18 protein-coding genes, 1 pseudogene and 2 riboswitches are annotated in these 26,274 nt (G+C 55.4%); of the genes and pseudogenes, 13 read left to right on the plus strand and 6 right to left on the minus strand.

Annotated elements, in window-relative coordinates; genetic code table 11:
- Nucleotides 1-88 precede the first annotated feature (88 nt).
- The 3 genes from JK202_RS01290 (at nt 89) to JK202_RS01300 (ending at nt 6,070) form a co-directional block, all read left to right on the plus strand.
- On the plus strand, nt 89-2,977 hold the full coding sequence (locus JK202_RS01290) for a TonB-dependent siderophore receptor (protein WP_249199501.1): 2,889 nt from the start codon (nt 89-91) through the stop codon (nt 2,975-2,977).
- 117 nt (nt 2,978-3,094) lie between these two features.
- The gene (gene dacB / locus JK202_RS01295) at nt 3,095-4,609 is read left to right on the plus strand and encodes a D-alanyl-D-alanine carboxypeptidase/D-alanyl-D-alanine-endopeptidase (protein WP_211557267.1); all 1,515 of its coding nucleotides are present in this window, start codon (nt 3,095-3,097) and stop codon (nt 4,607-4,609) included.
- A gap of 165 nt (nt 4,610-4,774) precedes the next feature.
- Nucleotides 4,775-6,070 carry an exo-beta-N-acetylmuramidase NamZ domain-containing protein gene (locus JK202_RS01300; protein ID WP_211557269.1) on the plus strand — a complete coding sequence of 432 codons (1,296 nt, stop codon included), beginning with the start codon at nt 4,775-4,777 and terminating at the stop codon, nt 6,068-6,070.
- A gap of 54 nt (nt 6,071-6,124) precedes the next feature.
- Here JK202_RS01300 and JK202_RS01305 read toward each other — a convergent pair whose 3' ends face one another.
- Complete coding sequence (locus tag JK202_RS01305; protein WP_211557270.1) at nt 6,125-6,703, minus strand: TetR/AcrR family transcriptional regulator; 579 nt, start codon at nt 6,701-6,703, stop codon at nt 6,125-6,127.
- 120 nt (nt 6,704-6,823) lie between these two features.
- Here JK202_RS01305 and JK202_RS01310 point away from each other — a divergent pair, with 120 nt between their 5' ends.
- Entirely contained in the window at nt 6,824-7,804 is a 981-nt protein-coding gene (locus tag JK202_RS01310; RefSeq protein WP_211557272.1) for an SDR family NAD(P)-dependent oxidoreductase, read from the plus strand.
- Between the two features lie 102 nt (nt 7,805-7,906).
- Nucleotides 7,907-9,022, plus strand: coding sequence for a metallophosphoesterase (locus JK202_RS01315; RefSeq protein WP_211557279.1), 1,116 nt, complete (start codon nt 7,907-7,909; stop codon nt 9,020-9,022).
- A gap of 243 nt (nt 9,023-9,265) precedes the next feature.
- On the opposite strand, the gene JK202_RS01320 is transcribed toward JK202_RS01315, so the two are convergent.
- Nucleotides 9,266-10,459, minus strand: coding sequence for an MFS transporter (locus JK202_RS01320; RefSeq protein ID WP_211557280.1), 1,194 nt, complete (start codon nt 10,457-10,459; stop codon nt 9,266-9,268).
- 191 nt (nt 10,460-10,650) lie between these two features.
- Here JK202_RS01320 and JK202_RS01325 point away from each other — a divergent pair, with 191 nt between their 5' ends.
- The 3 genes from JK202_RS01325 to JK202_RS01335 all read left to right on the plus strand — a co-directional run bounded on the left by JK202_RS01325 (nt 10,651) and on the right by JK202_RS01335 (nt 12,550).
- On the plus strand, nt 10,651-11,283 hold the full coding sequence (locus JK202_RS01325) for a TetR/AcrR family transcriptional regulator (RefSeq protein WP_211557281.1): 633 nt from the start codon (nt 10,651-10,653) through the stop codon (nt 11,281-11,283).
- 446 nt (nt 11,284-11,729) lie between these two features.
- Nucleotides 11,730-12,113 carry an SDR family oxidoreductase gene (locus JK202_RS16180; RefSeq protein ID WP_349291810.1) on the plus strand — a complete coding sequence of 128 codons (384 nt, stop codon included), beginning with the start codon at nt 11,730-11,732 and terminating at the stop codon, nt 12,111-12,113.
- Nucleotides 12,110-12,550, plus strand: a complete 441-nt coding sequence (locus JK202_RS01335; RefSeq protein WP_211557456.1) for an SRPBCC family protein — start codon at nt 12,110-12,112, stop codon at nt 12,548-12,550. Before JK202_RS16180 ends, JK202_RS01335 begins: the two co-directional genes overlap by 4 nt.
- Before the next feature lie 71 nt (nt 12,551-12,621).
- On the opposite strand, the pseudogene JK202_RS01340 reads toward JK202_RS01335, so the two are convergent.
- Nucleotides 12,622-13,591: pseudogene (locus tag JK202_RS01340) on the minus strand (carbon-nitrogen hydrolase family protein).
- 631 nt (nt 13,592-14,222) lie between these two features.
- On the opposite strand from JK202_RS01340, the gene JK202_RS01345 reads away from it, so the two are divergent.
- Nucleotides 14,223-14,957, plus strand: a complete 735-nt coding sequence (locus JK202_RS01345; RefSeq protein WP_211557282.1) for a DUF72 domain-containing protein — start codon at nt 14,223-14,225, stop codon at nt 14,955-14,957.
- 332 nt (nt 14,958-15,289) lie between these two features.
- Here JK202_RS01345 and JK202_RS01350 read toward each other — a convergent pair whose 3' ends face one another.
- The 3 genes from JK202_RS01350 to uca form a co-directional block, all read right to left on the minus strand.
- The gene (locus JK202_RS01350; protein WP_249199503.1) at nt 15,290-16,006 is read right to left on the minus strand and encodes a hypothetical protein; all 717 of its coding nucleotides are present in this window, start codon (nt 16,004-16,006) and stop codon (nt 15,290-15,292) included.
- 6 nt (nt 16,007-16,012) lie between these two features.
- Nucleotides 16,013-17,008 carry a sterol desaturase family protein gene (locus tag JK202_RS01355; RefSeq protein WP_211557283.1) on the minus strand — a complete coding sequence of 332 codons (996 nt, stop codon included), beginning with the start codon at nt 17,006-17,008 and terminating at the stop codon, nt 16,013-16,015.
- A 213-nt stretch (nt 17,009-17,221) separates the two neighbouring features.
- Complete coding sequence (gene uca, locus JK202_RS01360; RefSeq protein ID WP_211557284.1) at nt 17,222-20,821, minus strand: urea carboxylase; 3,600 nt, start codon at nt 20,819-20,821, stop codon at nt 17,222-17,224.
- 106 nt (nt 20,822-20,927) lie between these two features.
- Nucleotides 20,928-21,031: riboswitch (guanidine-I (ykkC/yxkD leader) on the minus strand.
- A 131-nt stretch (nt 21,032-21,162) separates the two neighbouring features.
- A riboswitch (guanidine-I (ykkC/yxkD leader) is annotated at nt 21,163-21,263 on the plus strand.
- A 96-nt stretch (nt 21,264-21,359) separates the two neighbouring features.
- Between uca and JK202_RS01365 the strand changes: the two genes are divergently transcribed.
- The 4 genes from JK202_RS01365 to atzF are packed head-to-tail and all read left to right on the plus strand — an operon-like array spanning nt 21,360 to nt 26,246.
- Entirely contained in the window at nt 21,360-22,955 is a 1,596-nt protein-coding gene (locus JK202_RS01365) for an amino acid permease (RefSeq protein ID WP_211557286.1), read from the plus strand.
- A gap of 51 nt (nt 22,956-23,006) precedes the next feature.
- Entirely contained in the window at nt 23,007-23,744 is a 738-nt protein-coding gene (locus JK202_RS01370; protein WP_211557288.1) for an urea amidolyase associated protein UAAP1, read from the plus strand.
- Between the two features lie 13 nt (nt 23,745-23,757).
- Nucleotides 23,758-24,393 carry an urea amidolyase associated protein UAAP2 gene (locus JK202_RS01375; RefSeq protein WP_211557289.1) on the plus strand — a complete coding sequence of 212 codons (636 nt, stop codon included), beginning with the start codon at nt 23,758-23,760 and terminating at the stop codon, nt 24,391-24,393.
- 26 nt (nt 24,394-24,419) lie between these two features.
- Entirely contained in the window at nt 24,420-26,246 is a 1,827-nt protein-coding gene (atzF, locus tag JK202_RS01380; RefSeq protein ID WP_211557291.1) for an allophanate hydrolase, read from the plus strand.
- Nucleotides 26,247-26,274 lie beyond the last annotated feature (28 nt).

The following is a 26,274-nucleotide window of genomic DNA, read 5'->3' on the forward strand; positions in this document are numbered from 1 at the left end:
CGAAATCGACGATTGCATTACGGACATGCGATGTTGGTTCGATAACGCAACATCATCGCCCAGCGGCGCTTACTGAGGGAACTAGGGTATGCCGGCCAGACTACCCCTGAAGTCTTATTTCCTGTCCTTTGCGGCCCTATCGTCGGGCGCAACCTTTCTTATGCCGCCGCAATCTTACGCTGCTGCAACATCTTCCAAGCTTGCCGACACCGAGGAGCCATCTGCTGAATCCTCAAAAAAGTCTGTCAGTCACAAAAAAACACAAAAGCAAGCTGAGAGCAACCGCGAAGTCATCACCGTTACGGGCAGTCATATTGCGAACTCGCATATCAAGTCCCCAACCCCCATCAGCTCCCTTAGTCAGCAGGAAATCCTGAATCAGGCGCCGAGCAACAATCTCGCTGACCTTGTCAATCAGATGCCGCAGTTCGCAGGAAGCCAGACGCCCCAGAACTCCGCATACTCCCTGAGTGATGGCACGGCCGGCATCAATGCGCTCAACCTACGCAATCTCGGCCCCGTCCGCTCCCTTGTGCTGATGGACGGGCGACGCATCACGCCTTCTGCCATCACCGGCATTGTCGACATCAACACGATTCCCCAGCAGCTGGTCAAACGCGTGGACGTCGTGACGGGCGGTGCGTCCGCACAGTACGGCTCCGATGCCGTTGCAGGCGTCACGAACTTCGTGCTCGACAAGACCTATACGGGCCTGAAAGTCAGCGCGGATTCCGGCATCTCGGACTATGGTGACGGCGAAAACGAACACGCCGCCATCGCCGGGGGCTTCGGCTTTGCTCACGGAAAAGGCCACGTTCTCCTCAGCGGCGACATCGCCCATCAGGACGGCATTTTCCACGTCTCCCGAAGCTGGAACGTGAACGGCAGCCGCATCGTCGCCAATCCCGACTATGTCGCCGGAAATGGCCAGCCCTATTACCTCCGCGTCGGCGATGCAGGCACAAACAACGTCATGCCCGGCGGCATCATCAATGCGTCCACGGGCGGCGTAGCCAACTCCCTGCGCGGGATCTATTTCGGCCCCGGCGGCAGCGTCAACCACTATAATTACGGCTCGTTCTCAACGTCCAGCGTCTCGGTCGGTGGCGACCAGAACCTCGCCAACAACAACAAGAACGTCGGCCTTGAGCCCCAGAGTGACCGCAAGAATCTTTTCGGACGCCTGAGCTATGACGTCGCACCCTGGATGACCCTTTACGCAGAAGGCGCCTATAACGAGAGCGAGTACGTCTACAATTCCGGTCCCCAGTATATCAGCTCGGTTTCGCTGAAAGGGACCAACCCCTATCTCGTTGACGCCCTTGGTGCCGCAGCCCTGCAGAACGTCTCGACCGTCACTGTCGGTACGACCGCGCTCGACATGCCCTATCGCCGGACTGACAACCTCCGCAGCGTCCAGCGTTACACCTTCGGGGGCGAAGGCAATTTCGAGATGTTCGGCAAGCGCGCCTCATGGAGCGCCTATGGGCAGTATGGTGTCACCCATACGCACGAGCAGATCTACAACGTGATGAACACGGCAAAAATCGCCAACGCGACTGACGCCGTCCGTAACTCGGCGGGGCAGATTGTCTGCCGCTCCTCCCTGACCAACCCCGGCAATGGCTGCTCCCCGATCGACTGGCTGGGAACGGGCGTCATGTCTCCCGCCTCCATCGGCTACGTCCTTGACGCACCGTGGCGCAACCAGCGGTTCCAGGAAATCGTCTCCGGCGTGAACCTCTCCACGATCCCGTTTGCCACATGGGCGGGTGACGTGAACGTGGCTGTCGGCGGCGAATACCGTGACGAGCGCGCCTCGGGATATGTCCCGACCGAATACCAGTCCGGCTGGTCCGTCGGCAATTACCGCCCGACATTCGGCCACTACAACGTCAAGGAAGCGTATCTCGAAACGGCGGTTCCGCTGGCGAAAGGCCTGGCCTTTAATGGCGCCGTCCGTGGCACGGACTACTCGACCTCCGGCTATGTCACGACATGGAAAATCGGCGGAACCTGGCAGCCCATCAAAGACGTACTGTTCCGCGCCACCCAGTCACACGACATCCGCGCGCCCAACATCAATGAACTCTACAACGCCGGAACGTCCCAGACGACAAGCGTGCTCGATCCGGTGACCGGCAAGACGGATACTGTCCTCGCCAATACGACGGGCAACACGAAACTGCGTCCCGAGACGGCCAATACGACAGTGGTCGGCGCCGTCATCACGCCGCGTTATGTGCCCGGTCTGGCCATCTCGGTTGACTGGTTCCATACCAAGATCAAGAACGCGATCGAACAGTTCTATCCGCAGTCCATCATCAATGAATGTTACTCGGGATACACCACGTTCTGCTCGGCCATCCGCCCAGACCTGACAGGCACGCGTGATCTGCTGATCAGCGCTTCCCCGTTCAACTTCGCCAAGCTCGAAACCAGCGGCATCGACATCGACGCCTCATACAGCTTCCCACTCCGCCGCCTGCTGCGCGACGCCGACGGAAAAATCACCATCCACGGTCAGGCCACGAACTACCTGAAATACGTGTCTGACTCCGGTGTGGGCTATACTGTCGACACATCAGGGGACATTTCGTCCGGCCCGCCGCGCTGGATCTACCGCTTCTCGGCCACCTACAGCACGTCCCGCTACAGCCTGACGGCCATCGCCCGTGGCATCAGTGCCGGCAACTACTCCAACAGCTACATCCAGTGCTCGGGAACGTGCCCGGCGTATAACGCCAACTATCCGACGATCAACAACAACCGCGTCACGGGCATTTTCTACTTCGACATGAACGCGACCTATAATCTTCCGGTCGAAAAAATCGGCAAGATGCAGCTCTTCCTGACCGTCACCAACCTTGCAAACACCTCGCCGATCCTGCTGCCGGAAGGCGGCGTTGAGGCCGACGAAACCTACAGCAACCTGCTGGGCCGGGCCTATCGCGGCGGCATCCGCATGGAGTTCTGAGCCAGACTCTCCAAACCTGACCTGCCCACGAGGCTGCCTGTTCCCCCGACACAGGCAGCCTCGTAGCTTTTCAAGCGTTCCAGAAACGTCCTAATGTCCACGCAGCCAAGGGCCTTCATGCGTCAGATTCCCAGCCATGCTCCGCACCGTTTGCCCCGGCTTTTCCGGAAGCTGCTTTCCTGCGCCGCCGCCGGACTTCCCATCGCCCTGAGTGCCTGCGCCGTCCAGAGCGCCCCGCCCCCGCTCAGCCCGCATGCGCTGGCAAAGCGCCTCTCCCCCATCCTGCAGACCTCACAGAAACAGGGCGTCCGGTGGGGCATCGTCATTGCCACCCAGGATGGAAAAATCCTGTTCTCCCGCAACGCCAACGGACGCTTCGTGCCAGCTTCGAACACCAAACTGTTCACAACAGCCGCCGCCATGGCCGAGTTCGCAGAACTGGACCATGCAGCAGCCGAACACCCCACAACACTCCTGCTTGCCCCCCGCCGTCACGGTGCACCAGACCTCATCCTGCGCGGCTCGGGCGATGCCGTCCTGTCCGATGACGCTGCCTGCAAAACCGACTGCCTGAAAACACTGGCGGATGCCGTCTCCGCCAAGGGCCTAAGACATATCCACGCCATCATCGCGGACGATCAGCTTTTCGCAGACGAACGCTGGGGCGACGGATGGAGCTGGAACAACTTGCCGACCCAGTGGGGAACCGCAGTCTCGGCCCTGACGCTGAACAACAACGTCGCCGAACTGACCATCGAGCCCGGAACCCACCCCGGCGACCGACCATCACCCCATTGGTCAGCACCCGACGGAGGACTGACGCTGGTCAATCAGGCCCTGACGGTCCCGGACGGCAAATCCGAACTGAGCCTTGAAAAGAAGCCCGGCGACAACCGCGTCATCCTGACAGGAACACTTCCGATCGGCGCGCCTGTCCAGACATTAAAAATCGGGCTCGACGATCCGGCCCTCTCAGCCGCCCGGCACTTCAGATCCCTGCTGCGGGAAACAGGCATCCGGGTCCAGACCGTGCAAGTCAGACACCGCCTGACGAAAACTGCCCTTGATACTCCCGTGCAAGACGCGCGTGTCCTCGCCACCCTGCCTGTCCCCGATCTGAAAGACGACATCCGTCATCTGCTGAAAGTCAGCCAGAACCTCCATGCCGAACTCATTCTGCGCCGTCTGGCCCTCGTGCATGGCAACGGCTCCACTGAAGACGGCCTCACTGAGCGCAAACAGGTTCTGACGACTCTGGGCCTGCCTGCCGCAGGGTTCTCGCTTTACGACGGGTCAGGAATGTCTCCCTACAACCGCGTGACACCTCAGACCGTTATCCAGCTTCTGCGCCTCGCCAACCTCCAGCCCTGGCGCGCAGACTGGCGCGACGACCTCCCTCTGGCAGCGCAGGACGGAACACTTGAACACCGCTTCATCGGTACGCCCGTCGCTGGTCATCTGCATGCAAAAACAGGCACACTCGCAGCGACCCATTCCCTGTCAGGTTATCTTCAAACTACGCATGGCCAGACCCTTCTGATCGCCCTATTTGCAAACGACATTCCGGACGATCTGCCCCACCCCACAAAAATCATGGACGACCTGGTGAGCGCCGTCGCGGAGGCTGAGTAGTCATCCACATGACGCTGGCACACATAACTTCGGGTTATGTGCCAGCACCATCTTGCCACTGGCCAGATGCATCAGGTCTTTATTATCTTAAGATACGGCATTTACGAGCGTTCGTCAGGCAGGGAGATCCGTATCACATGCCCAATACTCATTCCATGACAATGCATGCCTGAAATCTCTGGAACTCCAGACCGCAAAACATCTCTCGGCCGCCGGACCTTCATGGGACTGTGTGCAGGAACGGCGGCATCATCATGGACAACCGCGTCTGGAATGCCCGGCGGATGTTTATCTCCTGTCGCGATCACGACTGGTTATGACGTGCTTGAAGCCGATGGCTATCAGGCCCTCAAAGGTCGAAAAGTCGGCCTGATTGCCAATCCCACAAGCGTTGATCGCCGACTGCGTCATATCGCGGACCAGATGCATGCCGCACCCGGAGTAAACCTGAAGGCCATTTTCGGACCTGAACACGGCTTCCGAGGGTCAGCTCAGGCCGGCCATTCCGAAGCCAGAAGCGTTGATCCCCGTACCGGCATTCCGGTCTACGACATGTACACGCTCTCCGGCCCGAAGCTGGATGCGCTCCTCAAATCTGCGGATATTGATCTTCTCGTCTTCGACATTCAGGATATCGGGGCCAGGTTCTACACCTATATCTGGTCCATGTTCGACGCACTTACGGCCTGCGCGCGGTGCGGCATCGCGTTCATGGTTCTGGACAGACCCAACCCGATCACTGGTCTGAACGCCAGCGGCCCCTCCCTTGATCCCGCCTTTTCATCTTTCGTGGGCCGCGTACCGCTCCTTCTGCGGCATGGCATGACTGTTGGCGAACTGGCACAACTGTTTAACGGCCTGTATGTGCCCCGCCTTACAGGTCACGCCGCCCGATTGAGCATCATTCCCATGACGGGCTGGCGTCGGGACCTTTATCAGGACGAAACCGATCTCGTCTGGGTGCCACCCAGCCCCAACATGCCCGACATCACGACGGCACTCGCCTACCCCGGGACGTGCCTTTTCGAGGGAACAACCCTGTCGGTGGGTCGCGGGACGGCATCCCCCTTCCTGACACTTGGTGCCCCGGGCCTCGCTGCAACCAGATGGGTAGAAGAACTGAACACTGCAAATCTTCCAGGATGTCTGTTTCGCGACGACTGGTTCACTCCCGGATCGGAAGTTGCCAAGAACCAGCTGTGTCACGGGCTTCAACTGGCCATTACGAACCGGAAAACCTTCGACCCGTTGCTGACGAGCGTAACGATGCTTCAGACCGTCATAAAGATATCGGATGACCCGATCTGGAGAAAATCCGGTTCGACCTTCGACATTCTGGCTGGCAGCAACCGACTACGCAGCCAGCTTTCACAAAGGATGTCGGCAGCCGACATCGTCGCAGGCTGGAAACCGAACGAAGAGACGTTCAATACGCAACGTCGCCCCTTCCTGATGTACTGAGCAGCGATGCCCCCTGTCTGAAGAAATCCGTTACGCCGATCGCTGCCTCGAGCCCTATGGCAATATTTTTGAACCGGCAATGAGGATATCGACCAGACGTTTCGCGCTTGTCTCCCAGCCGGGGCCGGCCGAAAAGTTGGAGACACCGGCGAGGGCCCGCAGGAGATCAAGGGGCTCAATGTCCGGATTGATATCCCCACTCGCAATCGCGGCAGCCACAAGTCTGTTGATCGCAGCCTGCAAAACCGTACCGGACTGGGCATAAAGTGCGCTGGTCCCTCCGACGAGCCCGTTGAGTGCGGGAGCAATGACCTGCTTGGCGGCAATATAGTCGACAAACAGCCTCATCCACGCACGAAGAGCCTCCACTGGCGGATGTTGCGTTGCCAGAACCGGAGCAACATCCGCCAGACGATCGAGTTCAGCGCGATACACGGACTCGATCAGGGCATCGCGACTGGGGAAGTGTCGGTAAAGCGTGCCGATCCCGACGCCAGCACGACGCGCAACCTCGTCCAGCGGAATCTCAATTTCTCCTGCTGTGAACGCGGCTCTGGCTGCCGTCAGCAGAAGCTCCCTGTTGCGTTGCCCATCGCTGCGTAACCGGCGGCGCGGTTTTTTTTCGTCTGTCACCGGATCTCCTCTTGTTAAACGGAGCATCCCTCCGCATATCCAAAACGGAGCGATACTCCAGATATCACTCCAAGTGCCCTTTCGGCAAAAACGGGTGTAGCATTTCAGGGAATTCCATCCATGACACAGATTTTTGGCGCAGCTTCAACGACAGAAGACGTCCTCTCGGGCGTGTCCCTGAAGGGCAAACGTGTTCTCGTAACCGGCGTTTCCGCAGGTCTGGGAATTGAAACCGCACGTGCCCTGGCTGGGCATGGAGCGCATGTGGTGGGGGCAGCACGCAGTCTTGCAAAAGCCGAAAGCGCCACTGCGCAGGTCCGCGCGGACGCAGAACATGGGGGTGGCGCCTTCGAATTGATTGCCCTGGACCTCGCCGATCTGGAGAGTGTCCGCGCATGCGCTGATCAATTAAACGCAGCCGGGCTATCTTTTGATCTGGTCATCGCCAATGCTGGCGTTATGGCCACACCCTTTGGTCATACAAATGACGGGTTTGAAACCCAGTTCGGTACCAATCATCTGGGACATTTTGTACTCGTCAACCGGATTGCGGGCCTGATGCGTCCCGGTGCCCGACTGGTCAATCTGTCCTCAGCGGGACATCGTTTTGCAGATGTTGACCTGAATGACCCGAATTTCGAACAGACACCTTATGAACCCTTCGTTGCTTATGGGCGCTCCAAGACGGCCAACATCCTTTTTGCCGTTGCTTTCGATGCCCGCCATCGCGCACGCGGCATAAGGGCCACAGCCGTCCATCCCGGCGGAATCCTGACTGAACTGCCCCGTCATATGCCGGCAGGAGCGATCGAGGCGATGGTCACAGGCATCAACGAACAGGCTGCTGCGGAGGGCAAGCCGCCCTTCCAGTTCAAGACCATTCCTCAGGGCGCGGCAACGTCCGTCTGGGCCGGCGTTATAGCCGAGGCTGACGCGGTGGGGGCCCATTACTGCGAGGACTGCCATGTGAGCGCAGTCGTGCCCGATGAGCTGCCGCTGGGCCTGGGCAGTGAGGGCGTGCGCGCCTATGCCATCGATCCTGCCCATGCCGAAGCCCTCTGGGCGAAAAGCGAGGAGATGGTCGGAGAAACTTTCTCCTAACGCGAGGACAGACATTTCACCACTCTTCAGCCATGCTGCACGACTTGGGCGCAAGGAGACAACCACCGTCTCCCTGCGCTTTGTGTGAGGACACTGATATCTATGCGCCCTGTTATTTTCGGTCTCCCGCTCCTTGTCGTGATCCTGAACTGGCTTTGGCCGCTCCCCCTTCCGCTAACCGTTAAGTTGCTCGGAAGCGTGCTGGTGATAGGGGCAGCACTTTACCATTTCTGGTCCCGTCTTTCCTCGGGATCCGTCTTTACGCCGGAATTCCCTCGTCCGGTGGTCATTCTGTTCAACTGGGCCTTCGGAACGATCCTGTTTCTTACCCTGTTGCAGATCGCGCTTGACCTCTGTGCATTTGTTATCGCGCTGGCGACCTGGCAGCCGGTCCATATCTCTGCCAGTGCGCGTGAAGCCATCGGGGCCATAGCGGGAATGCTCTCTGCCATAGGGGTTGCAAATGCCATCAGAGTCCCTTCGATCCGAAAGATGACCATCACCATTCCCGGCTTACCCCCGGCATTTGATGGATATCAGCTCCTCCAGCTGAGTGACCTGCATCTCAGCCGGCTTTTTCCAGCCAAGTGGGCCGCAGCAGTCGTAAAACGCGCCAATGCGGTCGGAGCGGACACGATCGTCATAACCGGTGATTTCATCGATGGCTCGGTAGACATGCGCCGCGCTGACATTGCCCCACTTGCGCAGCTTAAGGCGCCGGACGGGGTGCTGGCGATCCCCGGCAATCATGAATATTTTTTTGATTATGCCGACTGGATGAAACACCTGTCCGAACTCGGGTTCCACCTGCTGCTGAACCAACATGTGGTCATCGCAAAAGGCAATTTCCGAATTGTATTTGCAGGCGTGACCGACCATTCGGCTCCCGGACACGAGCAGACTGGGCCCGATTTGACAGCTGCCCTCGAAGGGAAACCCGCCGGAGCTCCGGTCGTGCTGCTTGACCATCAACCCGGTGAGGCGCGCGCCGCCGCAAAGCATGGTGTGGCCTTACAACTTTCCGGCCATACGCATGGCGGAATGATTGTGGGGCTCGACCGTCTGGTGGCACGCGGCAACGATGGGTTTGTTTCAGGGCGCTATGATCTGGACGGCATGACACTATACGTCAGTAATGGCACTGGCCTGTGGCCCGGCTTTGCTTTGCGGCTGGGTATCCCGTCTGAAATAACCCTGTTTCGTTTAATCCCGGAATAGGCGTTGCATTCTGCCATCGCGCAAAGGCCCGTTTGCGGCAGCGTAATATGATGGCCTTGTCTGTCAGTAATTGTTCACCTGTTCGTTCGCCAGTTGCGCCAGAACCAGGAAATCACCCCATGAAGGGATGAAACTTTTAAAATCCGCAAGATCGACTATCAAAATCTGTCGTTATTTAAGGGCTGATCTCCCGAACCGCAAAACAAAGCATCCTTGTTTTATTCAGCGAGATTTTCCCAACGATTACCGCGAAAGCCGGTGACCGGCGGGAAATCCGTGTGAACGAGCGCACCATGCAATGACGAAGCCACAGGCCAGAATAAGGATCATGGCCCAGGGAAGGCACCCGGCACCCCACAGATTGAGCAAGCCTCCGCCAAGAAGGCCACCGCCGGCAATGGCGCTGTTCCAAGCCACAACATTCATGGACAGGGCTACGTCCGTGCCGTCTCCGGCCGCATCCGCCAATGCTGTCTGCAATAGCGTCGCAGCTCCACCAAAGGTCAGTCCCCAGAGGCCAACGCCCACCCAGATGACGGCCGGCAGAGCTGCTCCGAAGGTGAAGAAGCCGCAGATCACTGCGAAAACAGCGAGACTGACCAGAACTGTCACTCGAAGCGCATGATCTACCAGCCGCCCGGTCAGTCCAATTCCGCCCAATGCGGCGATCCCAAAAACCAGCAGTACAAGGTCTGTCTTTTGCGTCAGTCCTGAAGGAACAAGAAACGGTACGATGTAGGTGTAAAGGATATTGTGCGCGAGCATCCACGCAATAACAACACCGAGGACGGGGCGAACTCCGGGGGTTTTCAGAACATCCCGGAACGGCAGGCGGTCTGTATGAGACGCTCCTGGAAAATCCGGAACTGTCACCAGCACCCACCCTAGCAACAGTGTTGCAAAGAAAGACATCGCGCCAAAAGCCAGACGCCATCCCAGTGCGGCTCCCAGCCATGTACCAGCTGGCACGCCCAGTGAAAGCGCAATGGGGGTGCCCACCATCGCGATGGCCAAAGCTCGTCCCTGCTGGGCACGTGTCACCATGCGTCGGGCGTATCCCGCCAGCAATGCCCAGGCCAGACCTGCTGCGGCTCCTGCACCATACCGAGCGACAAAAGTGATCCAATAGTGTGCTGAAAGAGCCGTAATCGAATTGAACACCAGAAAGCCTGTAATCGCGAGAAGCAGTACTGCGCGGCGTCGCCATCTCTGTGTGACGAGAGTCAGCGGAATGGCGGCACTCAGGGAGCCCACGGCATAGGCTGTCACCATCTGTCCCGCAGAGGCGGCAGGGACATGCAGGCCTCCACTGATTTCCGGCAGAAGACCGGCTGGCAATGTCTCCGTCATGATGCAGAGAAACCCCGTCATGGCGAGGGCCAGAAGACCGAGGACCGGCAAGCGGCCTTCTGATGAGAGGGGCTGATTTTCAGGCATCTGGATGCTCACATAAACGGACTGGTCGGTACAGATATACGGACATGGCCCAGTGAGGCAATCGATTTCCGGACTGAGTGGTACGAAAGCGTTTCCCGAACGCAGCGTCCAGGTCCCGCACCTACAATGCTGGCAATCTATTTCCGTACTGATTAATATGGAAAACTCTTCATATGGACGGAGACAATTCCATGGCCCGGACAGGACGGCCCCGCGAGTTTGATCGGGACAAGGCGCTTGATGCCGCTCTGGTACTGTTCTGGGAACAGGGCTACGAACCCACATCTCTGAATCAGCTCAAGGCATGTATGGGGAACATCTCCCCGGCCAGCTTTTACGCCGCGTTCGGGTCCAAGGAGGCTCTATTTCGGGAGGTGGTGCAGCGCTATCTGCAAACCCATGGACAGGTCATGGCCCCTCTTTGGGACGAGACGCTCTCCCCACGTGATGCCATTGAGCGCACCTTACGGGCTTCCGCGCGCATGCAAACCACTCGGACGCATCCTCAAGGATGCATGATGGTACTCGGCGCCTGTAACTGCTCGCCTGAAAATCAACCTGTCCAATCCCTTCTGGAAGATGAGCGAGCCCGCAACCGTAGTGGCATTGCAGCCTGTGTCAGGCGCGCCGTTATAAGCGGAGAGCTAGAAGACTCCGCAGCCACAGAAGTCCTGCCAACCCTGTTTGCAACTTTCCTTCACGGTCTGAGCTGCGAAGCCCGGGACGGGAATAAGGCAAAAAAACTGGATACCGCCGTGACGATGCTCATGCAGATCTGGGATAACCTTGCAGAAGCGTCAGGAACTGCTTCCCGGCATTCATAAACTTTCCTGATTTGAGCATTGATCAGCGCCGTACAAGTCTAATCTGCATCATTTGGCCTTTAAGTTTACATCTAACCATTCTGGCGAAATGCACTTTCCGCACCCTGTTCAAAGAAGCAAGCCCAGGACCAGAAAACGTTCCTCTCGTCACGGGTGCCAATCGTGGGATTGGATACAGTATCACGAAATATCTAATCGCTGCCGGCACTCATGCGATCGACACCTATCATACCAATGAAATGACAGCGAATAACGGTTGAGCGCACGTTCATTACGGACATGGCAAAGCTGCGGATGCTCCGGCTTGATATTTCAGCTAGGTCAGGCAGATCCTTGATGAAGAATTTGGCCCGTCCGTATTGAAATATATTGTGCAAAATTTTGGAAATATCATTTGCATCCGCTTTGACGCTGCAACCCCCAAATAAGTCGACAACAAGTACAGCATTCACTTCAAAGGGCTATATCTGTTGATAGCGGCTCTTCTACCAATACTCGGTTATGGTGGCCATACTCTCAATATCACCTCGGCCGTAACACGCTTCTACCAACAGGATCATGGTCTGTATTCGGCTATGAAAGATGCAACCGAAGTCATCTCACTCTACATGGCAACAGAACTGGGCGAGCGTCGCATTGCCGTCAATGCAATCGCACCCGACGCCATTACTTCCGACTTTGGTGGTGGGCAGGTGCACAATAACGCTGAGATCAACCAGAGTCTGTTAGAGATCACGCCTCTCGAACGTGTTGGAAAGCCAGATGATCAAGGTAACGGGAGGCCAACCTCTATGACACTCTCATATCAAAAGCAGAAGAAGGCACGCTGATTGAAGTAATGGCCAGAAGAATTATTTATGCTCCGGTTAACTTGGTCTCGCCACTCATCAGGAATTTTGGTTCGATCGGTGAGGGGCCTCCCGGCTTAAAAAACTGTCTGATCGAAGAAAAAGAAACTGGGGAGCGTGCTGGAGCAATCCGGCGGCTTGATATGGCTGATGCCGGCCTGATCAGAGAGCAGCGTCTTGCTCTATCAGATACGAATTATGCGGCGACATTCTCGATCATAGAATCAGCACTGCCGATCTCGAATTATCGCTCGACACTCAGCCTTCTCTCCGTAACGGATGGCACCCGCACCTTTATCCGTTGGAATGGTCAGTTCGAAGGCGACGCACAGGATGCTGTCGTCATGCAGGCAAGAATGCCAGTGCAGATTTATCAGACGGCTTTCAACAACCTCGTGAGCATAATTCTGAAAAAATGAGCGCTTTGTTCACGCTCACCTTTCTCAAACACAGCCTCTTACCTCAAGAACAATCAACCTGCACGGCTTACCTACTCCGCCTGTTCGTCCGGAATAGGGCGAGTGTCGATCGCCCCGGAAAACGATACAGGATTTCGTAAGTCGTTGTTGACGTGCAGGCTGAAAACATCTGGGCGAGCATAGTGTCCCACAACATCCAGATCATATTTTGCCCGAATGACGTCTTCCAAATCGATATCGGCTGTCAGAATTGCCTCACGGTCATAAACCGGTCCTGCAATAATCTCTCCAAGCGGGCTGACAATGATACTGCCACCCCGGATAAGAACCGTGTTTGGGTCGTTTCCTTGGTGACACTCGTAATTTTCTGGCGCATCCGCACGTGTCATGAACTGGCATGCACTTAAAACAAATGTCCTGCCTTCATAGGCAATATGTCGCATGGACACCTGCCAGATATCACGCTCGTCCACCGTAGGCGCGCACCAAAGGTTAATTCCCCGTGCATACATGCTCTGGCGGAGATCCGGCATATAGTTTTCCCAACAGATCGCCGCGCCAAGACGTCCAATATCCGTGTCAAAACCCGGAATAGTAGATCCGTCCCCCTGCCCCCAGACCAGACGTTCCGTGCCGGTCGGCATCAGTTTGCGATGCTTACCCAGAAGCCCCCCCGTCAGGTCCGAAAAAAAGTGCCGTGCAGTAAAGGGTGGCACCCTCCCGTTCAATAACCCCAACCACCAAGTGCGCCGACATTTTCGCTGCAAATGAGCCAATGCGCTCTGTTTCAGGCCCAGGAACCGCGATGGCTGACTTCCAGTAGCGCAGATAGTCATTACGACCTTCGGGAAAGCGGCTCCCCAGAACAGCGCCGAAGGTCAGTCCCTTGGGATAGCCACCAATATAGGCCTCTGGAAAAACCACCATTTCAGCACCCTGTGCGGCCGCTGCTTCGCAGTGCGCCTCCATTCGATCCAAGGTTGCGGGCGTATCGAATAGCGTACTTCCTGCTTGAATGACGGCAACGCGGAGCTTGGTCATACACGAATCTCTCTTATAATCGGCACGGATAAGTCTTGACGGATAAACGGTTCTTCATAGGAGCGCGACTCTCGAGCATTATTCTCGTGATTTTCTACGCTCCGTACCGGAAATTTTTTCTAGCATTTGAAATGCACCAGTAAGGCAGCAGAACAAAATTATCTCCACGCATTTGTAGAATTTCGACCATTTATTCTGATATTCTGCAAACGGGCAGGCTGTTAAAATCACAGATTTCTGCATAACGAATTGACCGTCTCGAGAATTAAGTCCGAGACGCGGCTATATATTCCGGCAAGAATTACACGTCACTTATACGAGCGCCCTGATTTCAATCACCCACATACTGTCCAAATCTTTAAGCCTGATGGCAACCTTGCCGCAGCAAAATGGTTTTTAAGAGACAGAGTACGACACTGACCGGTCAACACCCTCAAAAGGAGAAAAAAGAGCAGATATGACCGATTAGGTTATATTTGGAAGGCTTGAACACTGGCTGGATGTTGCAACAAGATACGGCTGATGCCCAACCGCCTCCTTTTTGGTAATCCTACTTGAAGAAACCAAAACATTATTTATATATTCTGCGTATATCTTTAATATTAATCAGCATCCATAAAGAAGTGTATTCATGACAATCCATATCGGTGTTGCCGGCTGGTCTATCCCTTCTTTGATAGCAAACTCCTTTCCATCGGAAGGCACCCACCTGGAACGCTATGGTCAACGCTTTTCATGCGTCGAAATCAATAGCAGTTTTTATCGTCCGCATCGCCGAACGACATATAAACGATGGGCTGGAAGCGTTCCAAAATCATTCCGGTTTTCTCTTAAACTTCCCCGAGTAATTACACATGATCGGCGCCTAGTTGATTGCGAAATGCTCATTGAAAAATTTGCAGAAGAGACGAGTGGATTGGGCCATAAGCGAGGTCCCATCCTTGTTCAGCTTGCTCCTAGCTTCATTTATCCGCGTGATGCAGCTGAGCGCTTTCTCGAAATACTAAAAAGCTCTATAGCAGGGCCAATCGTACTTGAGCCAAGACACGCAAGTTGGTTTTCTCCTGAAGTTAACCATATGCTGGAAAGACAACAGGTTTCACGGGTGGCGGCGGATCCAGCCAAACTGATATCGGCTGCAAGTCCCGGAGGATGGCGAAACCTTGCCTATTTCCGCTTTCACGGTTCGCCAGAAATTTATAAATCAAATTATGGAAGTGATGCGATTACAGCTCAGGTAGCAACTGTTACGCAGCTTGTTAGAAAGGGCATCGATGTTTGGACAATCTACGATAATACAACTTTTGGTGCCGCCACACGGAATGCATTGGATCTTGCTGAAACTTTAACCCGCACTACCCTATAGATTCGAAACTCATTCTTTAAGATATAAACGATAATCAAATCCATTTTTTATTCTACCAACATAGCAGAATAAGCCCAGCTATTAAGAGAAGATCTAACTTTATATATGGTCTGATATTGTTAACATCAATTATCAGACACTTCGGTCGCTAAGCATATTTATTAATAATAACCAGAAACTAAGTGTAGAAATTTTCATAGGATTATTAATTCATAGTATTATGTAATCACTACACGTCACGCTGCTTACTCGAGGGATTTGACCTAAATCGACATACTGAAAAAACATAGATCTACCGTCAAAAAGAAGCGCTGTACCACAAATAATTTATTTCAAAATGGGGTTAGTATTCTTGGAATAATAAAAACAAAAACTGCACTTAAGCTTATTACACGCGACAACTCACGCCTTATCAAAAACTGTTCAAGAATACGTCCAATAACATATAGAAATGCGAACAGACCGCAAAAAACATATGCCGCTTTTGGAGATAATTTTTTCTTTATTTTTTCCTGATCACCATTTTCTAAATCATTTTTTTTATCCGGCTCAGGCACGCCAAGAAATTTATCAATGAAATTCATGGGAACAACTGCATCCTTTTTCTGCGTACCTGCTGCTCCTTCAAGGTGAGCAGGCTTCGCAGCAGCCAAAGAAATTGTTGCCTGATGGGCCTTCGTAAATTCGAAAACCTTGCCAAAACCAAAAAACAAAGCTGGAGCCAGAAAACATAATAATAATGTTTTGCTTACAAGATTATAATACAGCCGTTTCCCGTGATTTCCATCTTTAATCTGCAAAATACCTGAGTCAAAAATAGACATCTTATCTTGAGAGGGTTGATTTTTTTTCTGGAAAACCAGCTGCTCATGCTCCCGCGTATATGTCGTCCCCGGAATCTGGAAAAGAACGTCAAGCCTTTCAAAGGCCTCATCAGGCGACATTTCTGGAGCAAGCGGCAGGCTGCCTCTGATGTGCCAGATCCAGCTAATAAAACGTAAGTTCAATTGCATCACCTTTCTGCAGGAACCGCTCTCTGTGCCAAGCAAGACACTCTATTGCCTGCGAACTTGCCCAACCGGAGTTCCAAAACGCTTTCTGAGTTTCTTCCTGACCACCTTGAAACCCTGCAGGTAAGGGTATGTCAGCTGTTCGCGCACTGACATGCGACGTCCTCCCTCCATGCCCAGAAGTTCTGCTTCCCCATCTACACATGTCCCGAAAATGCGGTCGATGAAAATATATGTGTTAGAAAAATTACTGCGACTTGCTTCGAAATCCCGTGAGTGGTGAAGACTATGATGTTCAACCGTATTGAACAGGTATCTCCACCACTTCGGAGTGTTGAAGCGGACGTTAATGTGCTGATAGATAGAGATCGCCATCGTCATTGCGCCAGCAAGCAGAACAGCGCGTGGAACGAAATCGAAAAATCCATCCATTCCCAGTCCGATCAGGAACAGCTCAAGAGGGTTACCCACCGCGCCCTTGTTCACGTTGAGCTGGGTCACATAATGATGAACAGAGTGTGGTAGCCAGAGCGGATACCAGTTGTGCATTCCCCTGTGCATCCAGTACTGACCAAAATCAAAAATAAACGACAGTAAAAACGCCTGTACGAGCAGGGGAAGCCCCATAAACCAATCCAGCTTTCCAAGATGGAAATAACCCTGGATGTAATCAGCCACCGCATCGCTACCGACGTAAATATTGATATATCGGACTAGGGTGTAACCCATGCCGACATAAAATAGGTCCGTCACCAGCTCTTTCCATGTCAGCTGCCAGCTCCTGTAGCGTGGGTTGATCCACTCCAGACAAAGGAGGAACGCCTTAAAAATTACAGAAATCCAGATAGCAGTCGACGCTTTTGCGATCGAATTGGGAGCATAATACCAGAACAAAATCAGTGCGAAGAGTACGGTCGGCTGAAAATAAGTGAAGAAAGCCCGCTTCACGGGGCCGCCTTCGACTCTGGGAATATTTTCCCACCCGATCGTAACGGGGGCCTGCCTTCCGATTACTCGGTTTCCAACGCGAATTCCGTCCATTATCATCCCCTAGAGGCGGTCAGCCAAGTTGGTACGGATACAGATCGATTCGAAGTTAAGCAGAAAGATGTGTTCTGGGTCATTACGTCAATCGACGTATAATTTCCCGGAACACCCTATTGTGAGACTCTAAGTTGCGTTTTTTCGGCTTGCATCCTGCGCCCTGATGCTTGCCACAAAGGCCAATTCACGTGTTGTAGGGCATGCCCCAAGCTAGATATCAGCCACAACCACAACCGCCTGCCCCGCCCGAACAGGTTTCCCTGGTGTTGCCCTGATCTCACGGATAATACCCTCAGACGGAGACTGTACCGAAATCTCGATTTTCATGGATTCCAGAACCATAACGGTCTGCCCGACTTCAACCCGGTCTCCGACTTCTACAAGCACTTTCCAGACATTTCCCGCGACATAGCTTTCGATTGCGACTTCGTCTTCTGCCAGAGGAGCATCTTCTTCAGGCGCGCCGGATGCTTCAAGGCTTTCGAAATGATCCAGCCCGGCGTCGATCCAGTAACGCCGCTCTGCTTCAAAAGCTTCTGCCTGCGTGGTGCCGAAAGATGCGATCTCTCCAGCCTCATGCGCAAGGAAATCCTCATATTCAGACAGAGAAAGCTCGCCCTCTTCTACCCGGAGATCATACCGTCCGATCGGAAAATCACGACGGATTGTTTCCAGAGTCTCCGCAGGCACTGGAAAAAACTGCAGCTGATCGAAGAATCTCAGCAGCCATGGTTTTTCTTTAAAGGCTTTTGGCAGTGTGTATCGCGCCCACATCTGCAAAGTGCGCCCTACGAACTGATATCCGCCCGGGCCTTCCATTCCATACACACAGAGATACGCCCCCCCGATGCCGACAGAGTTTTCAGCAGTCCATGTGCGTGCGGGATTGTACTTTGTCGTTACCAGCCGCTGCCGGGGATCCAGTGGCGTCGCGACCGGAGCACCCAGATAGACGTCCCCAAGCCCCATAACGAGGTAGCGCGCATCAAACACGATATTCCGCACGTCTTCGATGGAGTGCTGTCCATTGATCCGACGGATGAACTCAATATTACTGGGGCACCACGGAGCATCCGGACGGACCGTAGTCATGTATTTTTCGATCGCCAGCTTGCAGGCAGGATCGTCCCAGGACAGGGGGAGATACACGGTTCGGGAGGGCACCCGGATGTCTTTCTGCGCCGTCACCTCGCGCCAGAGGCTTGAGAGATAGGTCAGGATTTCTGAAAGAGGCAGGGAATCTGGCGTAAAGTGTATCTGAAGCGATCGTATGCCTGGCGTGAGATCAATAACGCCCGCTGGTCGCGCTCGCTCTATGGCTTCCATAAGAGCATGAACGCGGAATCGTAGAGCAATATCGAGCTTGGCCTCTCCAATTTCCAGAAGAAGATATGTATCGCCCGCCAGACGGCCGACCAGACACTCACTCCCCTCCCCCGTCTCAAGGACAATCGGAGACTGTAGAGCCCCGCAGCCGGACCAGTTCACGGGCACAGACGACAGCGACGTCATTTCCACATTCTGTGCCCGCGCGATGTCACGGGCCGTTTCCACCGTAACTGGAATAAATCTGATCCGGTCGCCCGCCCTGAGCTGACCCAGCTGCCACAGATCTGCCTCGATCACCGTTGCGGGACAGACAAACCCGCCAAGACTTGGACCGTCCGGGCCGAGAATGACAGGCATGTCACCTGTAAAATCGACTGCTCCAATCGCATACGGATTGTCATGGATATTGGACGGATGAAGTCCCGCCTCGCCTCCACTGTCACGGACCCATTCCGGCCTTGGGCCAATCAGGCGGATACCCGTGCGGTTCGAATTGAAATGAACCTCCCACTCGGCTTCGAAGAAACGGTCGATATAGGCTGGAGTGAAATATTCCGGCGCTCCGTGCGGTCCATAAATGACACGAATCGTGCGTATGTCACCCAGTTTCATCCTCAGGTCAGGCGCAAGGACCTGTCCTTCCGGCGCCTCATTGCAGGCTTCGATGTGGAGCACGTCTCCTGCCAGCAGGGGACGGCCTGCGTGACCGCCGAATTTTCCAAGCGTGAATGTGGAACGGCTTCCGAGATACAGCGGCACATCAATTCCGCCACTCAGACACAGCATCGACCGCGCACCGTTTCGCGTTGTCCCCAGCTGGAGCGTCTCGCCCGAACGGATGCGGAAGACTGTGTCCATCTCGCGGGAGGCCCCGTCGAGATTGATCGGGATATCCGCGCCTGTCACCACGGCAAAAGTATCAGTGTTGAACCTCAGGGTGGGGCCAGTCATGATGATTTCAAGACCCGCCACATCCGGGGGATTGCCAAGCAACGCATTACCAAGGCGAAAAGCACGACTATCCATCGGGCCCGAGGGAGGAACGCCGACGGCCCAGTAGCCCAACCTTCCGGGGAAATCCTGGATCGTTGTCTGGGTTCCGCCTGAAAGAACATCAATCGTCGAAGCGCGATAGACAAGCTGTTCGAGACAGCGGGTCCAGGGAGCGCCGGAAGCAAAGGGGGCGTCGAACAGGATTTGCCGCAAATAATTCTGGTTTGTCTCGACACCATATAAGCGCATGTCTGTCAGCGCAGTATCAAGCCTTGCAATCGCCTGCTCTCGGGTTGGCGCATGAGCGATGACTTTGGCAATCATGGGATCAAAAAACGGTGAAATCTCGGCTCCCGCTTCAAGCCAGGTATCGACCCGCAGCCCATTGTCGTCCGTAACTGGGAAACTGACTTCAGTCAGAAGGCCGGGGGATGGCTGAAAATTCTTTCCCGGATCTTCGGCGTAAATCCGCGCCTCGATCGCATGACCAGAAGGCGTGAGCGCTGCGACAAGGGAATGAAGAGGAGCAAGGGTTCCGGCCGCCAGTTCAATCATCCAGCGGACGAGATCAACACCCCAGACTTCCTCTGTAACGCCGTGCTCGACCTGAAGACGGGTATTGACCTCCAGAAAATAGAAATTTTTCGACGCGGCGTCATAAACAAACTCCACCGTACCCGCACTTCGGTAGTTGACCGCCTTGCTGAGCCGCACCGCCGCTTCGCAAAGAGCATCACCCATTCCTCCCGGCAGACCCGGAGCAGGCGTCTCCTCAATAACCTTCTGGTTACGCCGCTGAACTGAACAATCCCTGACACCGAGGGAAATTACCTCTCCCCGACCGTCCCCGAAAACCTGAACTTCGAGATGACGCGCATGCTCGATATATTTTTCGATAAAAACGCCGGAATCGCTGAAGTTATTTTCCCCCAACTGACGCACAGTATCGAATATTCCGACGAGTTCCGCTTCGCTCTTGCAGACACGCATGCCAATACCGCCGCCGCCGGCAGTGCTCTTGAGCATGACCGGATAGCCAACTTTTTCCGCAGCGGCCTGCGCATCCCTCAGGTTTTGCAGCAGCACCGACCCTTCGAGGAGCGGCACGCCTTTGGCTGCAGCCAGCGCCCTGGCCTCGTGTTTCAGGCCGAACGCCCGAAGCTGGGCCGGCTCAGGGCCGATAAAACTGATCCCTTCGGCCTGACACGCCTCGGCGAACCCAACATTTTCTGACAGGAAGCCGTATCCTGGATGGATCGCCTGAGCTCCCGTTTCCTTTGCGATCTCGATAATTCGTTTCGCATTCAGATATGTCTGGGAAGGCCCCCCTTCACCGAGCGACACAGCGATATCCGCATCACGAACGTGCAGACTTGCTGCATCCGCCTCGGCATAAACCGCGACCGGGCTGATCCCCATTATTCTTAATGTTCTGATGATTCTGCACGCAATTGCACCGCGGTTGGCAATAAGAACGCGATCAAACATAGCGCGGAAATCCAGACTGCAGAGGGATGGTGGAAGAAGTATTCATCATGGTCCTGCAACTCCGATTACACATAAGCCGGGCGGCCTTCCGGGCCACCGCAGCATTATCTCCCGGGCTTTTATCCCGCCGTGTAACCTCGAAGCCGAGGTCGCGTGCTCTCGGACCAGTCTCCCAACATCAGTTGGGGCGGAACCCTAGCGCGCCATTGATTTCAATCTCCTTCCGATACAAAAACGGGTCAAGGAAAATTTCAGGCATCACATCGTCGGGAAAGACTTGAATCAGTTCCGGGGACGGAATCTTTGTTGTTGTAAGCCCGTATCGGTTCCGATATAAAAATTGGAAAGCCGCTAGGGTTCCGATTCAATTCTCTGAATGTCTGGTCCGAGAGCGCGCGGCCTCGGTTTCGAGGTTACACGGCGGGACAAAAGCCCGGGAGATATTGAGATGCCGGAAATGGCGTCGCATATCTTTCGTGATGTGTGCGCCATCTCCGTCTGATTTAGGCCGGAGAAGAATGACGATGACACACCATACATGTCTTCTCGCAAAGACGAGCCCCCGGCGAGGCCGGAGCGCCTGTCCGCTTACGATGTGTGTAACACCGTGAGCCCCGACGGCACGGTCTACAGGGAAACGCCTCCGCTGTCGCTCCGCCCGAAACCGGATAGCGAACGTCTCGCACTCCTTGGTTATCAGCAGGAACTGCGGCGGGATCTCGGGCCTTTTGCATCCTTTGCCGCCGGCTTTTCGTTCGTCTCGGTTCTGACGACAGTGTTTGAAATGTTTCCGCTCGGCTATTCCTTTGGTGGCCCGGCATTCTTCTGGACATGGCCACTCGTTTTCCTCGGACAGTTTTGCGTAGCGCTCTGTTTTGCAGAAATCGCTGCGCATATCCCGGTTGCAGGGGCGATTTACCAGTGGTCGTCACGACTGGCGGTCCGGAACGTGGGATGGCTCGCCGGATGGCTGACGCTGATCGGTTACATCATCAGCGTTTCCGCCATTGCCATTGCCATGCAATCCATTCTTCCCAGCCTGTGGGATGGATTTCAGGTCATTGGCGGAGACCCGAACGTGACAACCCTGACAGGCGCTGAAAACGCGGTCATTCTGGGTACGGCGACCATTCTGGCTAGCACGATCATCTCATGCGCAGGCGTGCGTATTTCAGCATTCGTCACGGTGACCGGAGTTTATGCGGAAATCGCCGGATTATGCGTGCTGATCGTAGCACTTTTCTGCAATACCCGGCGCGGCCTGGCTGTTACCGTCGACACGACCCATATGGCGCCGGGAATGTCATCCTCTGGCGCCTTTCTGGCTTCAATGCTTATGGCCGTCTACGTCATGTATGGCTTCGACAGCGCCGCCGAACTTTCAGAAGAAACGCGCGATCCGGCACGGACGGCGCCCCGCGCGATTATCCGCTGCCTTCTGCTGTCGTTCGTCGCAGGTGGGCTCGTCATTCTGGGCGCCCTGATGGCAGCGCCATCGCTGTCTTCCGGCGAACTTGCGACAGTGGGCGTACCCTACGTCATCAATGCCATCACATCCGGAACCATTGGGCATATCCTGCTGGCCACGGTCGCCATTTCAGTATTTTCAGCAACCATTGCGATCCAGACCTCGGCTTCCCGTGTTCTCTTTTCAATGGCGCGGGACGGCGTCCTGCCCGGAGCCGGGCATCTCGCGCAGGTCTCGTCCCGCACAGGAACGCCGGTTGCCGCCACCGTTTTCGTCGGCGTGTTCAGCGCCGCCTTCCTTGGCGTCAATTACGGCGATTCATCCCTTTTCAGTGCCATTACGTCCTCGGCCGTGGGGGTGACGTATTTCGCCTATCTTCTGGTGACCGTGCCGCTTCTGGTCCGGCGCGTGCAGTGGATGACGTCTCAGGCGCCTTCTCCATTTGGTTTCGAGGAAAAGGGGCGGATCCGTCGCGCACTGATCAATCTGTGTGCGGTGGTGTGCGGAGCGCTGTTTCTTCTGAATACGCTCTGGCCCCGCAGTGAAGTGTTCGATCCGAGCGGAACACGACCTTACATGGTGGCGTTCCCCGCAGCCTTTCTGATCATCGCCCTCGGGACAGGGCTCATCCTTCAAAAATTCCAAAGTACCAGATCCGCACTCTAGGCCATCAGCAGGCGACGGCATGACGTTCGTCAGCGACTAAGGAGTCATTCCATGAATCATTCGGCTGAATTTCCGACCCTCAATCCAACCCTGTATCGGGAAACCATTCCCGGCGGCAGCCATCGCTCCCTGATCCTGCGTGCAGGACAGAAGCTGCGTCTGACGGATATTGAGGGCGGTGGAAACCTCTCCCTCATGGCCCTGAATGCGAAGCAGTTGACCGAGAGACTGAATCTTCCTGACACACTCAAGGCCCAGCACACGGCATTCGTGACCGAAGGCCACTGCCTGTACTCGGATATGGGGCGCGTCCTGCTCGCGATTACTGCGGATACCTGCGGCTGGCACGACTGTTTTGGCGGCGTTCTGAATGCCGAGGAAGCACGCGAGAAATACGGCGCAGGCCGCTTCGGGGATTTGCGCAACGGGTTCCACCGCAACGGGTTCGAAAATCTGCTCGTAGAGATGGGGAAATGGGATCTGGATGCACCGGACATCCAGATGATCGTTAATTTCTTCAGCAAAGTCGCGGTCGCCGATGGAGGATATCTGAACTACGTCCCAGACAATTCCAGTGCCGAGAGCTATGTCGATCTTTATGCGCCGATGGACGCACTCATCGTCATGACGGCACTTCAGCACCCGATGGATCCGTCCCCCCACTACGCGCCCAAACCGATTGAATTTGCTGTGGAAGACGTCCGTGATGCCGGAATTACTGCCGCGTGCCGCCAGTCATGCGCCGAGAACGGACGTGCCTTCTACAACACGGAACTCTTCTGCCTGTAAGGAATTCTGAGCAATGTCCATCACTTCCAGCACGTTCGATCCCGCCGACGCCGTTTCCCGCCATATCATCGGAGCAGGCGAGCCCTATGTCTTTGACGTCAAGAAAGGCCAGACTCTCCGTCTGCTCGATCTCGAAGGCAATCAGGCGGTCGATACGCTCTTCTACAATGCCAATAACACGCGAGAGCGCTATGATGTGCAGCGCACCATCCGCAGGCAGAAGGCACTCTTTCTGACCACTGGAACAGTTCTGTATTCAAATCTCGGTGGTCCTCTGGCGACGATCACCGCTGACACATGCGGACAGCACGACACGCTTGGCGGAGCCTGCTCGCAGGAAAGCAATACGGTCCGTTATGCAACCGACCGTTTTTACATGCACAGTTGCCGTAACAATTTTCTTTGCGGCTGCCTTCAGGATGGCCGCCTGACCAAGCGCGATCTGGCACCCAACATCAATTTCTTCATGAATGTTCCCGTCACGCCGGACGGTACGCTCGTCTTTGCGGATGGCGTCTCCGCTCCCAAAAAATATGTGGAACTGAAAGCTGAAGTCGATCTGATCGTCGTGATCTCGAATTGCCCCCAGCTCAATAACCCCTGCAACGCGTGGAATCCGACCCCGGCAGAAGTGCTCATCTGGGACTGATCCACAAACAGACGAAGGACTGGACGATGTTGACCACTCTGCCTGACCTCGCCCCACAGACGCTGCTGGCCTTGTATCGCGATAACACGCTCACGCCCCGGGCGCTGATTGATGCGTTGCGCATGAAAGCGCTGGCGATCAATGAAGATTATCGCGCCTTCATCCATATCCTCGATGAATCCGAAACCGAGCCTTTTCTGCGCCATCTGGAAGCGAAGGAAAACCGAAGCCTCCCACTCTATGGCCTTCCATTCGTAGTCAAGGATAATATCGATCTCGCCGGAATTCCCACAACCGCAGCCTGCCCGGCGTTTGCCTACGTTCCCGATGAAACCGCAACCGTGGTCCGGCGCCTTATCGAGCTCGGCGCCATTCCGGTCGCCAAGGCCAATCTCGACCAGTTCGCAACGGGCCTGAACGGCACCCGATCCCCTTATGGTGCCTGTCGCAACAGTGTGCTGCCCGATTTTCCGTCCGGGGGCTCCAGTTCGGGCTCGGCGCTGGCGGTCGCACTCGGGATTGCAAGCTTCGCCCTTGGAACCGACACCGCAGGAAGCGGCCGTATCCCCGCCGCTTACAACAATCTCGTCGGACTCAAAGCCACCCGTGGGCTTGTCTCAACGCATGGTGTCGTTCCCGCCTGCAGAACACTGGACTGCACGACACTTCTGACCGCATCCGCAAGTCAGGCCAGCGCATTGTTTTCCCTGATCGCCCAGTACGACCCTGCGGATGATTACAGTCGAAAAAATCCCCAGTGGAATGGGTCCACAGCATTCGGGGCGGTTCGACCAGGCTTTCGGTTCGGCGTTCCGCAAAGCCTCGATTTCGCGGGATGTCCTGAAGGAGACGCTCTTTTCGCTCAGGCCATTGCTCGTCTGGAAGCGATGGGTGGCATCCCGGTGCCCATTGACCTCTCCCCGTTTCTGGAAGCGGCCAGACTTCTTTACGAGGGCCCCTGGGTTGCGGAGCGGTATTTCGTCGTCCGCGACCTACTGGCGCGCGATCCCAAAGCTATCCTGCCCGTCATCCGTGACGTTCTTGAGGCAGCCCCAGGTTACAGCGCCGTAGAGGTCTATGCCGCAACGTACAGGCTTCAGCATCTCAAGACCACCTGTGACGCCATCATGGGCGACCTGAATTGCGTGCTGACACCCACGATGCCCCGGCCCGTCACACTGGCAGAACTGCATGAACAGCCGGTCGCTGCGAATTCTCTTCTCGGCGTCTATACGAATTTCATGAACCTGCTGGACTACGCTGCTGTTGCCGTCCCGTCAGCCTTCATGACCAACGGTTTGCCATGGGGAATCAGCCTCTTCGGACGCGCATTTACGGACCAGTATCTGCTGAGCTTCGCGGATGCGTTCCAGCGGATGTCAGATCTGCCTCTCGTAGGGGAGCAGACACTGGAGGCGCCTGTGACTGGGCGTATTGCTGCAAACGACAAGGCGCGCGTCGTGGTCTGCGGCGCACATCTCGACGGCCTGCCGCTCAACTGGCAATTGCAGGACCGCGGTGGCCGGCTCATCAAAGTCACCACGACAGCACCATACTACCGCTTTTATGTTCTGCCCGGAGGCCCGCCCATGCGTCCCGGACTTGAGCGATGCGATGATGGCGGCTGCGCCATTGAGGTCGAGGTTTGGGAACTGCCTTCCGCGGAACTCGGATCTTTTCTGACGCAAATTCCCGCCCCCCTGGGTCTGGGCAAGGTTGAACTCAGCGACGGAAGTTTTGAAACCGGCTTTATCTGTGAAGGCGCAGCTCTGTCATCTGCCCAAGACGTCACGTCCACCGGCGGATGGCGCGCATGGCTTGCATCGGGAGACCGTCAGAAAACACCGGCCTGAAAAAGCCGGTTCAGCATTTTTCCATCAA

This window comes from Gluconobacter sp. Dm-62, from assembly GCF_018256155.1.
Lineage (GTDB): Bacteria > Pseudomonadota > Alphaproteobacteria > Acetobacterales > Acetobacteraceae > Gluconobacter.

Coding starts and splice junctions, on each gene's coding strand:
- JK202_RS01375 (WP_211557289.1), top strand. CDS start 23,758: ATGTCCATCACTTCCAGCACGTTCGATCCCGCCGACGCCGTTTCCCGC.
- JK202_RS01370 (WP_211557288.1), top strand. CDS start 23,007: ATGAATCATTCGGCTGAATTTCCGACCCTCAATCCAACCCTGTATCGG.
- atzF (WP_211557291.1), top strand. CDS start 24,420: ATGTTGACCACTCTGCCTGACCTCGCCCCACAGACGCTGCTGGCCTTG.
- JK202_RS01315 (WP_211557279.1), top strand. CDS start 7,907: ATGCGCCCTGTTATTTTCGGTCTCCCGCTCCTTGTCGTGATCCTGAAC.
- dacB (WP_211557267.1), top strand. CDS start 3,095: ATGCGTCAGATTCCCAGCCATGCTCCGCACCGTTTGCCCCGGCTTTTC.
- JK202_RS01345 (WP_211557282.1), top strand. CDS start 14,223: ATGACAATCCATATCGGTGTTGCCGGCTGGTCTATCCCTTCTTTGATA.
- JK202_RS01290 (WP_249199501.1), top strand. CDS start 89: ATGCCGGCCAGACTACCCCTGAAGTCTTATTTCCTGTCCTTTGCGGCC.
- JK202_RS01355 (WP_211557283.1), bottom strand. CDS start 17,008: ATGGACGGAATTCGCGTTGGAAACCGAGTAATCGGAAGGCAGGCCCCC.
- JK202_RS01300 (WP_211557269.1), top strand. CDS start 4,775: ATGCCTGAAATCTCTGGAACTCCAGACCGCAAAACATCTCTCGGCCGC.
- JK202_RS01365 (WP_211557286.1), top strand. CDS start 21,360: ATGTCTTCTCGCAAAGACGAGCCCCCGGCGAGGCCGGAGCGCCTGTCC.
- JK202_RS01320 (WP_211557280.1), bottom strand. CDS start 10,459: ATGCCTGAAAATCAGCCCCTCTCATCAGAAGGCCGCTTGCCGGTCCTC.
- JK202_RS01310 (WP_211557272.1), top strand. CDS start 6,824: ATGACACAGATTTTTGGCGCAGCTTCAACGACAGAAGACGTCCTCTCG.
- uca (WP_211557284.1), bottom strand. CDS start 20,821: ATGTTTGATCGCGTTCTTATTGCCAACCGCGGTGCAATTGCGTGCAGA.
- JK202_RS01325 (WP_211557281.1), top strand. CDS start 10,651: ATGGCCCGGACAGGACGGCCCCGCGAGTTTGATCGGGACAAGGCGCTT.